Below are 12088 nucleotides of genomic sequence, written 5' to 3'. Positions count from 1 at the left end.
TGGGGGTGGGGGTGGTTTTGTTGTATTTTTTGGTCCGCTCGGTTTTGGTAGTGTTGGTTGGGGGGGGGGGCGGGGGGGGGGGCGGGGGGGGGGGGGGGGCCGCCCCCCGGCCGGCATCAGTTCTGCGCGGGTTGTTCGACCGGTTCCGTCAGGCGCCCGGTGAGCATTCCGGTGAGCGCCGCGGTACTCCCGTAGGTCCACAGGAGCGTGGGCGACAGCTTCATGCCGAACGCCGATTCCAGTCGGTTGCGCAGCTCCAGGCTCATCAACGAGTCAAGCCCAAGGGACTTGAAGGGGGCTTCACGGTCGATGGAGGCGGCCTCGAGCCGCAGGACCCGGCCGGCCAGCTCCCGGATCTTGCCCTCGACCAGCCCGGGGCGTTCGGCGTCGTCGGCCCGGCGCACCCGGCCCAGGAACTCCTCGCCGCCGCCCGGCCCGCCGCCGTCCCTGGCGAGGGAGGCCATGACCTCCCAGCTGGGCTGTGCCGCGGTCTCCGGGTAGGCGTCGAACCAGTGCCTGGCGTCCAGCGGTACGTAGGACACCACCCGGCCGGGCCCGTCCAGCAGCCGGGCCAGGGCGTCCCAGGCCTCCGCGGCGGTGAACCCGGACATGCCGTGGTCGGCGAGCCGGGCGCCGCGGATCGCCTCGTCGGCGGCGAGGCCGATGTCGGCGAACGGGCCCCACTGCACGGCGAGCGCGGGCCGCCCCCGCCGCCGTCTGGCCTCGGCCAGCGCGTCCATGAAGACGTTGCCCGCGGCGTACCCGGCCTGGCCCGGGTTGCCGACCAGCCCGGCGACCGAGGAGAACAGCACGAACAGGTCGAGCGGATCGTCGGCCGTCAGCTCGTCCAGGTGGCGGGCCCCGTCGACCTTCGGACCCAGCACCTTCGTCAGCTGCTCGGCCGTGAGCGTGCCGATGACGGCGTCGTCGAGCACGCCCGCCGCGTGGAACACGCCGCGCAACGGCGGCAGTTGACCGCGTACGGCGTCCAGGGCGGTGGCCAGCGCCGCCCGGTCGGAGACGTCGACGGCGAGCGTGGTGACCTCGGTGCCCCGCGTCCTGAGTTCCTCGACGCGGCGTTCGGCGGCCTCGCCCGGCCGGGAGCGGCCGAGCAGGACGACGCTGCGGGCGCCGCGGTCGGCGAGGAACTCCGTGAGGGACAGCCCCAGCGCGCCCAGACCGCCGGTGACCAGATAGGTGGCGTCGGGGCGCAGCCGGCCCCCCGGCAGGGCCTCCGGGGCGATGGAGGCGACCTGCTCGGGCCCGGTGAGCACGAGCTTGCCGGTGTGCTCGCCGCGGGCCATGGAGCGCAGCACCTCGGCGGCGTCGGCGAACGGGTGTTCGGTGACCGGCAGTGGCGCCAGAGTGCCGTCGGCCACCCGCCGCCACACCTCGTCCAGGATCCGCGCGAAGCGGGCCGGGCGGCGGGTGATCAGACCGGCCACGTCGACGGCCGCGAAACTGGTGCCCTTGGCGAAGCTGCGCAGGCCGACGGTGCGCGAGGCGTAGATGTCCCGCTTGCCGACCTCGATGAACCGGCCGTCCTCGGCGAGCACCGCCAGGCCCTGCTCGATCGCGGCGCCCGCCAGCGAGTTGAGGATCACGTCCACGCCCCGCCCGTCGGTGATCCGCCGCACCTCGTCGGCCCAGGACAGGTCCCGGGAGTTCAGGACGTGCTCGATGCCCATCTCCCGCAGTGCCGCGCGCTTGGCCTCGGTACCGGCGGTGGCGACGACGTGGGCGCCCAGCGCGCGGGCCACCCCGATCGCGGCGAGCCCCAGCCCGCCGGCCGCGGAGTGGATCAGTACGGTCTCCCCGGCCTCCAGCGCCGCCTTGTCCGCCAGGGCGTGCCAGGCGGTGGCGGTGACCAGCGGCAGGGCGGCGCCCTGGGCGGGCGTCAGCCCCTCCGGGAGCGGCCTGACGTGTTCGGCGCGCGCCGTCAGATGCGAGGCGAGCGCCCCGAATCCGCAGGCCACCACCCGGTCGCCGACGGCGATCCCGGTCACCCCGGGACCCACCGCGGTGACCGTGCCCGCGCACTCGCCGCCCAGCAGCCCGGCCCCGGCCGAGTCGTCGGGGTAGGTGCCCATGGCCTTCATCACGTCGATGAAGTTGACCGCGGCGGCCTCGACCGCCACCTCGACCCGCCCGGCGGCCGGCGCGCTGCGGGCCAGCGGACGGAACTCCAGCCGCTCCCACAGGCCCGACGCGTCCGGACGCAGCCGGAACGGCTGGGCGGCCCCCGCCCACGGCAGCCGCGCCGTGTCCGGGTCCTCCTCCGCGCCGCGCACCAGCCGGCCCACCAGGCGCCGCTCGCCGCGCAGTACGGTCTGGTCCTCGGCGTCCGCGGACAGCAGCAGCGCGGTCAGCGGACCGGCCCAGCCGTCGGCCGCCGTGCGCACGTCGACCAGCGACGCGGCCAGCTCGGGGTGTTCGCGGCGCAGTACCCGGCCGAAGCCCCAGTACAGCGCCGCCCCCGGATCGGGCGACTCGTCGGCGGACACGCCCTGCGCGCCCTCGGTGACGACCACGGTCCGCGGCGGTACCGGCAGCGCGGTGGCCGCCCGGACCACCTCGGCCAGCGCCGCCAGACCGGCCCGCTGCTCCGCGAGGCCGCGCCCGGCGCCGGGGGCGAGGAAGACCAGCCCGTCCGGGCCCTCCCCCTCGCGCAGCCGGTCCGCCGCGCCCGGCCCGGCCGGCAGCACGGCCGCCGTCGCGCCCCCGGCGGTGAGCGCGGCGGCCAGTTCCCCGCCGGTGCCGGCGGCGTCGTACAGCACCCAGTGGCCGGTGCGGCTCGCGGTGAGCGCCTCGTCGGCGGTCCGGAACTCCAGCCGGTGCAGTCGCGCCGGGTCCACCGACTGCTCCTCGTCCGCCGCGATGGTCTGGAAGCCGAGGCCCGTCATGCCCAGCACGGGCCGGCCCGACTCGTCGTGGCAGACCAGGTCGAAGGTGCCGTCGCCGGTGCGGTGCGCGTGCGCCGTCACGGCGGTCACGGCCGCGTCCCGGCCGACGGCGTAGTCGACGCGGGTCACCGTCGTGGGGACGACCGTGGTGTCGCCGGGCACCAGGGCCAGGGTGACCTGGAGGGCGGCGTCCCACAGCGCGGGGTGCAGTTCGCCGGGGCGCACCCCGGCCAGGCACGAGTCCGGCAGCCGCACGGTCCCGGCCGCCCGGTCGCCGGACACCCGCAGCCCGGTCACGCCGCGGAAGGCGGGGCCGTAGTTCAGCCCGCGGGCGGCGCAGCCGTCGTAGAAGGCCTCCGCCGTCACCTCCCGGGCGTCCGCGGGCAGTTCGGCCGGGACCGGCAGCTCCCGGCCGCCGGCGCCCACCCGGGCGGTGGCGTGCCGGGTCCAGGCCTCCGCGCCCTCGGGCAGCGAGGTGAGGGTGAAGCCCGCCGAGTCGGCGCCGTCCTCGCGCCACAGGGCACCGACCCGGACCGGCTCGTCGGTGAGCGTCAGATCGCTGCGGAACCGTACGGAGTGCAGCGCCTCGGGGTTCTCACCGGTGCGGACCCGGGCGGCGGCCACCGCCAGCGCCAGCATCGCCGCGCCGGGCAGCACCACGGCGTCGTACACCTGGTGGTCGCGCAGCCAGGGCAGGTCGTGCAGGGACAGTTCGGTACGGCCCTCGTGGACGTCCTGCTCGGTCGCCGCGGGCGTGAAGGCGAAGGTCAGGCCGCCCGGACCGCCGCTGCGCCGGGGCGCGTCGGGCAGCCAGAAACGGGACCGCTGCCACGGGTAGGGCGGCACGGCCGCACCCGGCCGGGCGGGCAGCGTGCCGAACGGAGCCAGGCCCGCCGTGTAGGCGCGGCCCAGCGCACGGGTGAAGTCGACGAGCGCGCCCTCCTCGCGGCGCAGACTGGACAGCACCGCCACCGGCGCCTCCCGGCCCGCCGTCAGCTGCTCCACGGCGGGTGTCAGCACCGGGTGCGGGCTGATCTCCACGACATGGGTCACCCCCGCGTCCAGCAGGGCGGACAGGGCGTCCGCGAACATCACCGGCCGGCGCAGGTTGGCGGCCCAGTAGGCGGCGTCCAGCTCCGCGCCGTCGACCTCGCGGCCGACCACCGTCGACATCATCGGTACGGCGCCGCTGCGCGGGGTGATCGGCGCGAGCACCTCGACCAGTTCGCCGGTCAGCTCGTCCATGTGGTGGCAGTGCGAGGCGTAGTCGACGTTGACCAGCCGGCAGAACGTGCCGTCCGCCTCCAGCAGCTCCCGCAGCATCAGCACGGAGTCCGTGTCGCCCGACAGCACACAGGAAGACGGGCCGTTGTTGACGGCCAGGGACACGCTGTCCTCGAAGCCCTCCAGCGCCTTCTCGGCCTCCGCGACGCCGAGGTCGACGGCGAGCATCCGTCCCCGTCCGGCCGTGCGCTTCGCGAGCCGGCTGCGCAGCGCGATGATCCGGGCCCCGTCCTCGTAGGACAGGTGTCCGGCGATGGTCGCCGCCGTCACCTCGCCCTGGCTGTGCCCGACCACCACGTCCGGTGCGACGCCCGCGGCCCGCCACAGCTCCGCGATGCCCAGGGACATCGCCCACAGGGTGGGCTGAAGCATCTCGACGCGCTCCGTCCACGCGTCACCGGCCGTACCGGAGACGATGCCCTCCAGGTCCCACGGGAAGTGCGGCTCCAGCGCCGCGGCACAGCGCCGGATCACCTGCGCGAACAGCGGCGACTCGGCGTACAGCCGCCGGCCCATGCCGGCCCACTGCGAGCCCTGTCCCGGCAGCACGAAGGCGACCCGGCCGCGCTCGGCGGCCCGGCCCGTGACCACCCCGGGGATCTCCGCCCCGGGGTCGGCGGCGAACAGGGCCAGCCGCTCCCGCAGTTCGGCCGCTCCGGTGGCGGTGACGGCGGCGCGCGCCGGGAAGTGGTCGCGCTCGTTGCCGAGCGACCCGGCCAGGCGTACGACACCGTCGGCGTCCTCGGGCAGCGCGGCGAGCACGTCCTCGGCGCGGCGGCGCAGCGCGGCGTCGTTGTGCGCGGTCAGCGGCAGCAGCAGCGCGCCGGGTCCGGTGACCGCGGGCGGCTCGTGCACCGGCGGGGTCTGCAGCACCACATGGGCGTTGGTGCCGCCCCAGCCGAAGGAGTTGACGCCCGCGTACAGGGTGCCGTCGGCCGGCAGGTCGACCGGTTCGGTGGCGACCTTCAGATTGCGCTCGGCGAACGGGATCCTCGGGTTGGGCTCCTCGGCGTGCAGGCTGCGCGGTACGTGCCGGTGGCGCAGCGCCAGCACGGTCTTGACCAGACCGGCGAGTCCGGCAGCCGCCTCCAGGTGACCGATGTTGCTCTTGGCGGAGCCGATGAGCAGCGGCCCGGAGCCGGCCGGGCGGACCCGGCCCAGCGCGCTGCCCAGCGCCTCGGTCTCGATCGGGTCGCCGCGCAGGGTGCCGGTGCCGTGCGCCTCGACGTAGGCCAGCCGGTCCAGCGGGACGCCCGCCCGCTCGTACACCTGGCGCAGCAGCTGCGCCTGCGCCTCGATGTTGGGGGAGACCAGGCTGTGCCCGCCGCCGTCGTTGTTGACGGCGCTGTCCACGATGACGCCGTGGATCCGGTCGCCGTCGGCGATCGCCCGGTCCAGCCGCTTCAGCCAGACGCCGACCGCGCCCTCGCCGCGCACGAACCCGTTGGCCTGCGCGGAGAACGCCCGGCAGTGGCCGTCGGGCGACAGGCCGCCGAAGTGGGTCAGCCCGATGGAGTTGTCGGGCGCCAGGACCAGGTTGACGCCGCCGACGAAGGCGCCTTCGAGGTCTCCGGAGCGCAGCGCGCCCGCCGCCAGGTCCAGCGCGACCAGGCCGGAGGAGCAGCCCGTCTCCACGACCATGCTGGGGCCGCGCAGCCCGAGGAAGTACGAGATGCGGGCCGCGATGATGTCCAGGGCGTTGCCGACGGCCGTGTGCTGGGTGGTCGGCACCCCCCGCTCCTTGCGGGTGGACTGGTAGTCGTGCCACAGCGCGCCCACGTACACGCCGGTGCGGCTGCCGCGGACGGCGGCGGCCGGTACACCGGCGTGCTCCAGGGTCAGCCAGCCGATCTCCAGCATCAGCCGCTGCTGCGGGTCCATGTCCTCGGCCTCGCGGGGCGAGATGCCGAAGAAGCCCGGGTCGAACCGGTCGACGTCGTCCAGGAGCGCCGCCATCGAGGGGATCTTCTTGGCCGGGTCGAGCTGCGCCGAGGTGTCCCAGCGCTCCGGCGGCACCGGACGCACCGCCTCCGCGCCCTCGGTCAGCAGCCGCCAGTACGCGTCGATGTCCGGCGCTCCCGGGAAGCGGCCCGCCATGCCGATCACCGCGATCGGCACCCGCTGCTCCCCGGCGGACGGGGACCCGGCGGCCGGAGACCCGGTGGCCCGGGACCCGGTGGGCAGGGACTCGTCACTCATGCGCGCTCACCTCGTACGTGCTCGGGTCGGCCGCGTCGGCGGCGCGCGGCCCGCCGGTGCGGGCGAGGGCCAGGTCGACGTCGTCGATCGCGTGCCGGGCGTTGATGACCTTGTTGAAGATCCGGTACTTGCCGGGGAAGGCGTTGAGCGCCCGGAAGCGCAGCCGGCGCAGCCGCACCCCGCGCGGGTCGCCGACCGCCAGCGCGGCCTCCTGCATCCGCTGGAAGCGGGTGACGTGCGTCTTGTGCGCGTGCCGCGCCGCCACGAAGTCGGCCAGCTCGGCCCGGGTGACCACGCGCTCGGGGCCGCCGCGGGCGAGCGCCGCCGACAGGACCGGGACCAGCGTGATCGAGTCCTGCATGGCGAGGTTGACGCCCTGGCCGAGGATGGGCGTCGCGGTGTGCGAGGCGTCCCCGATCAGCAGCAGGCCGTCGCGCGCCCACTCCTCCATCTCCGCGGTGAAGATCTCCAGGAAGCCGGTGTCGTTCCAGGACCGCAGGTGCTCGTCGACCAGTGGGGCGAGCTGCGGGGAGATCCGCATGATGCCCTGCTTGAAGGCGTCGAAGCCCGCGGCGCGCAGTTCGCCCAGCCCCCGCTTGGGCAGGTTGTGGCCGACGCGCAGCGTGTCCGGGAAGGTCGGCAGGATCACCAGGTGCTTGTCCCGCTCGACGACGAGCTGGGCGGCGCTGCCCCACTCCGGCGGCCGGGGCAGCTTGAAGGACAGGAAGTCGCGGGCCATCGGCTGGATGTCGGCGGGGAGCCCGGAGGCCTTGCGGACCTTGGAAAACCGCCCGTCGGCACCGATGACGATCCGGGCCCGCACCGACACCCGCTCCTCGCGGCCCCGGCCGAGCACCGCCCCGCGTATCTCGCCGCCCTCCTCGATGAGCGAGGAGAAGCTCCAGCCCTTCAGGTAGTGGTGGCCCTGGAGTCCCTCGGCGGCCCGGTTGAAGATGCGGATCAGGGCGGGCTGCGGAATGTCGATGGGCAGCGGCTGGTCCTTGAACCGGCGGTAGTCGACGTGCAGCACCGGGCGCTGCTCGGCGACCGTGGTGACCGAGGTGGTCTCCAGGAAACCGTGCGCGCGCAGGGCCGGGCCGAAGCCCAGCCGGTTCAGCGAGGCCACCGACGGCGCGGCGATGGTCTCCCCGCGGAAGCTGCGCTCCAGGTCGGTCTGCTTCTCCACCAGGACGGTACGGATGCCGCGCCGCGCCAGCAGCGTGGCGAGCAGGGAGCCGGCCGGGCCGCCCCCGATGACGAGCACGTCGGTGTCGGCCGGCGCAGGGCCGGCCGCGGACGGGTTGGTGTGATCGGTCATGCCGGCTCCCAGTTCTCCAGCCGGCTCTTCACGCCGGCGAGGATTTCGGCGGCCATCGCGCCGTCGATGACGCGGTGGTCGAAGACGAGCGAGAGGGTCAGCACGGGCGCGACGACCACGCTGCCCGCGCGTACGGTGGCGGCGTCGGCGATGTTGCCGACGCCGAACCCGAGCGTCCCGGAGATCAGCGGCAGGATCGCCCCGACCGGCTCGTGGCCGATCGAGGTGACCGCGAAGGTGCCCTGCAGCAGGGCACGCCGCCCCGGGTCGCGGGACATGACCCGGTACAGCAGCCGGAACACCGGCAGCGGCAGCCGCTGGAGCCGGCGCACCCGCGCGAACGGCCCGTCGGGGTCCTCCACCCGGGCCTTCTTGTAGACGTCGATGATGCGCTGCACCCCGTCGACGTCCTTGTCCTGGACGTCCGTCACCGTGCCGGAGACCACGCAGCGCTGCCCGTCGACGGTCTTGTCGAACAGGACCTTGGCGTGCACGGACGGCGACACGCTGAGCCGGGGCGCGCGCCCGCCGCGGAACACCGAGCGGGCCTGCGGGTACTTGTCCAGGACGTCGGCGGCGGCCTTCACCACGTGGCTGACGTAGGAGGCGGGCCGCTCGGCGGCGGCGCGCGCGGCCCGCAGCGCCGTGGCGTCCACGTCCGCCATCAGATAGACGTGCGCGGTGCGCCGCGCGTCCTCCAGGAAGATGTACGTCCCCCGCCGCGCCGCGGGCAGCGGGGTGGTGGTCGTCGCGGCACTCACGGCGCCTGCCCCTCGGCGACGGCCACCAGCGCGCCGATGTCCCCCGCGGTCCCGGCGGCGGCGAACCGCTCGTAGTCCAGCGGGGCACCGGCCTCGCGTTCCAGGGCGACCAGGACGCGCAGCGCGTTGACGGAGTCCCAGCCCTCGATCGCGGACAGCGGGGTGTCCGGGCCGAGGAGGTCCTCGTCGGCGTCCAGCAGCCGGGCGATCGTCTCGACGACGGTCCGCTCGGCCGAGTCCAGGGCGGATGCTGTTCCCTCAGGGGGCATGGAAGGTTCCTTCGCCGGGGCCGATGCGCACCCATGCGGGCAGCTCGGCGAGTTGGGTGAGGTCGTGCCGGAAGTCGCCGTCCTGACCGGCGAAGCCGAGCGCGGGGTAGAAGTCCGCGAACCGCGCGTTCTTGGCCGTCGGCACATGGCGGCCGCGCACGGCGGGAGCGCCCGCCTCCCGCGCGGCCCGCAGCACGAGCCCGACGACCGCGTCCTCGACGGAGCGGGAGAACACCCGGCAGGACAGGACGAAGTTCTCGATCAGCCAGGCGCCGTCCGGATCGCGGACCAGGGTCAGCGCGGCGGCCAGGCCGTTGTCGCCGAAGGCATCGGTGACCCGGACACCGAAGCAGCCGGCCGAACCCTCCGCCACCGCCCGGGCCAGCTCGTCCGCGCCGTAGCGGATGCCGGTCAGGTTGAACTGGTTGGTCTTGCCGAAGAGCTGGGCGATCCGCGCGGCGTTGAGCGGACCGTGCGCCTCCACCGTGACGACGGTGTCCAGTTCGCGCAGGTAGTCCTCGATGCCGCCGGCGCTCTCGCGCAGCCGCTCCCGCTCGGCGCGGGCCCGGTACATCTCGCCCCGGCCGCGGTCCTCCTCGGTCAGCCGCAGCTGGTTGAACCGGCCGGCCGAGGCGAGCGCGGCGGCGTAGCCGGCCGGGTCGGCCGGCAGGTCCACGACTGCCACCTCGGGACGCTGACGGGCCATCAGCCCGCGCTCGGCCGGATTGTCGTCGACGAAGACCATCGCGTCGGTGCCGATGTTCAGCTCGGCGGCCAGCTCCGCGAGGTTGCCGGGCTTGGGATCCCAGTTGGCGCGGAACGCGGCGAAGTCCCCGGTGCGCAGCACCATCTCCGGGTGCGTGTCGATCGCCTCGCGGGCCACCGCGTCGTCGTTCTTGGAGCACACGGCGAGCAGGACGCCCTGCCGGGACAGGTCCTTGGCCAGGCGCTGCAACTCGCCGTGCGCCGACCCGGGGTACGCCCCGCCGATCTTCAGCGCGCCCACGCCGTCGTCGCCGACGACCCCGCCCCACAGGGTGTGGTCCAGGTCGAGCACCAGGCACTTGGCGGCCCGGCCCAGCCGGGCCAGCACCACCCGGGCGACCTCGCGGGCGTAGGCGTCCAGGAACTCCGGTCCGTAGGCGTGCGCGGCGATGTGCCGCATACGATCGGACGCCGCCCAGCCGGTACCCGCCCGTGCGGCTACGGCGTCGGCCGACAGCACGACGGTGCCGGGACGTTCGGCGAGGTCGAGCACGGCCGCGTTCATCCGCTGCCAGGCCGCCTCGACGCGCGCCCGGGTCGCGTAGTCCACGTACCGGTCGCGCCGCGCGGCGCTCAGCGGCACCGTGTTCAGCACGGCGAGGGTGCCCAGCCGACGTTCGTACGCCTCCAGCCAGGCCGCCAGTTCGCCGGGGAAGGCGGCGCAGCGCGCCACCACGGCGTCGGCGTCCAGCGGGTCGGCGACCCTCTCGAACACGGCGGTGTCGTCGAGGAGGCAGGCGGTGACGGCCGGGGCGTGCTCCTTCAGCGTCGGCGCCCCGGCCAGGATCTCGACCCGCCACTGGTTGAAGCCGGTGACCGCGGTCTCCGGCTGGACGCCCTCGGCCAGCAGCGTGGCCGCCAGCAGGGGAGGCACGGGGTCGGCGGTGGAGGAGGAGAGCAGCGCCAGCGGTACGGGGGTGAACGCGCCGGACTCCGCGAGCGCGGTGCGCGCCGCCCGGGTGCCGAGCAGCGCACCGGCCGCCTCCCGGTCGACGGGGTCGTCGAGCGCGGCGAGGACCGTACGCACCCGGTGGGCCGCGGCGCCGAGCTCCCCGGCGCGCTTGAGCGCACGCAGTTCGGCGAGGTCGCCGGTGGCGGCGGGGCGGGCGGGAGCCGTGGTCATCGCGGGGCTCCGTCCTGGTGGCGCAGGGCCAGGCCGGACAGGATCCACTTGGAGGACTCGACGTTCGCCACCAGCAGCCGGCCGCCGACGCCGAGGCCGGAACGGATGCGCTGCATGGCGCGGCTGAGCTGTACGAAGGGCACGGCGTTGCCGTTGTTGCCGGTGTCCGCGACACAGTTGACGGCCTGCTCGGGGCGGACGCCGAGACGCTTGCGGATGCCGTCGGTCATCACGCCGTTGAGCTGGGGCAGCAGAACGTGCTCGACGTCCTCCAGCCGCCAGCCGGTCTCGGCCGTCAGCTCCTTGAAGATGGTCTCGGCGTGCTCCGGCACGTGGTGCTCGATGGCCTTGTAGTCCTCCTCGCCCCAGGGCTCACGCACCGGGCCGTCGGGGCCGTCCGTCACCGGTGCGCCCTCGGTGCCGAACCAGCGGGCGATCTGCGCGGGCGAGCGGCCCATGCCGGTGGTGCGCAGGAAGAGGTGCTCCACCAGCAGGCCGGGCCCCTCCGGGTCGGCCTCGACCACGACCGCGCCTGCGCCGTCCCCGAACAGGGCGAAGTTGATCAGCTCGGCCGGTGACATGCCCGCGATCTCGCCGCTGGACGGGAAGAGCTTCAGACAGGTGTCGGCGCCGATGACCAGACCCCGGCGCAGCCCCGAGGCCAGCAGCGCGCGGGCGGTGTAGAGGCCGGTGAGCGCACCGGCGCAGCCCGACATCAGCTGGAAGGTGGGCACGTCGTTGAGACCGATGCGGTCGGCGACCAGGTTCACGGTGGCCGGCATCAGGTGGTCGGGGGAGGCCGTGGTCAGGACCAGGAAGTCGAGGGACGCCACGTCGGCACCGGCGTCGGCGAGCGCGGCGGTGGCCGCGGCCACCGCGAGGTCCGAGGTGTTCTTGGGCACCGAGGGCGGCGAGTCCGTCCGGCAGAAGTACCGGGTGCGGTTGCCGGTCATCATGTCCAGCCACTTCTCGTGCAGCCCGAATCGCTCGGCCATGTCACGGTTGGTGACGGGCTCGCCGGGGAGCACCTCGCTGAATCCGCTGAGCCTCATGCCGCCACCTCCGAGAGGACGGTGTTGACCAGGTCGAGCAGGGCGCGCGGCGTGTCCGCGGCGGCGATCCGGTCCCGGTCCAGCTCCACGCCGTACTCCCGCTGGATGCGGCCGGTGGTCTGGAGCAGCATCAGCGAGTCGCACTCCAGGTCCTCGAAGACGACGTCGAGGGCCCGGGTGTCGATGACGCTCGCGGACCCGTGGTCCTGGAACTCGAGCATGATCTCGCCGAGTTCCCGGAGGGTGAGTTGTGCCATGGTCGGTTACCCCTTCGCAGGCGGCGGTTCGTCCGTTCGGCGTGGTCGGGCCGTGCCGGCTGCCATCTCACGGAGCACCTGCGCGCGCCGGTGAGGTGACGAGTGCGGTCGGAACACGGTCCAGGGGCCGGGACAGCCGGCTTGTGGCCTCTGTCCC

General features: G+C 74.6%; 7 protein-coding genes. All 7 read right to left on the bottom strand.

The features are described 5' to 3' along the window. Positions 1-116: 116 nt before the first annotated feature. The 7 genes from ACIQFU_RS17245 to ACIQFU_RS17215 are packed head-to-tail and all read right to left on the bottom strand — an operon-like array spanning position 117 to position 11931. On the bottom strand, positions 117-6386 hold the full coding sequence (locus ACIQFU_RS17245; protein ID WP_402552302.1) for an SDR family NAD(P)-dependent oxidoreductase: 6270 nt from the start codon (positions 6384-6386) through the stop codon (positions 117-119). Beyond that, entirely contained in the window at positions 6379-7704 is a 1326-nt protein-coding gene (locus ACIQFU_RS17240; protein WP_402552300.1) for an FAD-dependent monooxygenase, read from the bottom strand. The genes ACIQFU_RS17245 and ACIQFU_RS17240 overlap by 8 nt, the downstream gene beginning before the upstream one ends. Further along, the gene (locus tag ACIQFU_RS17235; RefSeq protein ID WP_402552298.1) at positions 7701-8465 is read right to left on the bottom strand and encodes a 2-oxo acid dehydrogenase subunit E2; all 765 of its coding nucleotides are present in this window, start codon (positions 8463-8465) and stop codon (positions 7701-7703) included. Before ACIQFU_RS17235 ends, ACIQFU_RS17240 begins: the two co-directional genes overlap by 4 nt. Beyond that, positions 8462-8734, bottom strand: coding sequence for an acyl carrier protein (locus ACIQFU_RS17230; RefSeq protein ID WP_402552296.1), 273 nt, complete (start codon positions 8732-8734; stop codon positions 8462-8464). The genes ACIQFU_RS17235 and ACIQFU_RS17230 overlap by 4 nt, the downstream gene beginning before the upstream one ends. Continuing rightward, positions 8724-10622 carry an HAD-IIIC family phosphatase gene (locus ACIQFU_RS17225; RefSeq protein ID WP_402552294.1) on the bottom strand — a complete coding sequence of 633 codons (1899 nt, stop codon included), beginning with the start codon at positions 10620-10622 and terminating at the stop codon, positions 8724-8726. Before ACIQFU_RS17225 ends, ACIQFU_RS17230 begins: the two co-directional genes overlap by 11 nt. Next, complete coding sequence (locus tag ACIQFU_RS17220) at positions 10619-11674, bottom strand: 3-oxoacyl-ACP synthase III family protein (protein WP_402552292.1); 1056 nt, start codon at positions 11672-11674, stop codon at positions 10619-10621. The genes ACIQFU_RS17225 and ACIQFU_RS17220 overlap by 4 nt, the downstream gene beginning before the upstream one ends. Then, on the bottom strand, positions 11671-11931 hold the full coding sequence (locus ACIQFU_RS17215) for an acyl carrier protein (protein ID WP_402552291.1): 261 nt from the start codon (positions 11929-11931) through the stop codon (positions 11671-11673). The genes ACIQFU_RS17220 and ACIQFU_RS17215 overlap by 4 nt, the downstream gene beginning before the upstream one ends. Positions 11932-12088 lie beyond the last annotated feature (157 nt).

The organism is Streptomyces sp. NPDC093065, assembly GCF_044754585.1.
GTDB lineage: Bacteria > Actinomycetota > Actinomycetes > Streptomycetales > Streptomycetaceae > Streptomyces.
The sequence above is the reverse complement of the archived record's forward strand: the minus strand, read 5'-3'. Positions and strand labels throughout refer to the sequence as shown.

Bases quoted from the DNA above. Each gene is read 5' to 3' on its own strand.
- ACIQFU_RS17245 (WP_402552302.1), bottom strand. From the start codon at position 6,386: ATGAGTGACGAGTCCCTGCCCACCGGGTCCCGGGCCACCGGGTCTCCG.
- ACIQFU_RS17240 (WP_402552300.1), bottom strand. From the start codon at position 7,704: ATGACCGATCACACCAACCCGTCCGCGGCCGGCCCTGCGCCGGCCGAC.
- ACIQFU_RS17230 (WP_402552296.1), bottom strand. From the start codon at position 8,734: ATGCCCCCTGAGGGAACAGCATCCGCCCTGGACTCGGCCGAGCGGACC.
- ACIQFU_RS17225 (WP_402552294.1), bottom strand. From the start codon at position 10,622: ATGACCACGGCTCCCGCCCGCCCCGCCGCCACCGGCGACCTCGCCGAA.
- ACIQFU_RS17220 (WP_402552292.1), bottom strand. From the start codon at position 11,674: ATGAGGCTCAGCGGATTCAGCGAGGTGCTCCCCGGCGAGCCCGTCACC.
- ACIQFU_RS17215 (WP_402552291.1), bottom strand. From the start codon at position 11,931: ATGGCACAACTCACCCTCCGGGAACTCGGCGAGATCATGCTCGAGTTC.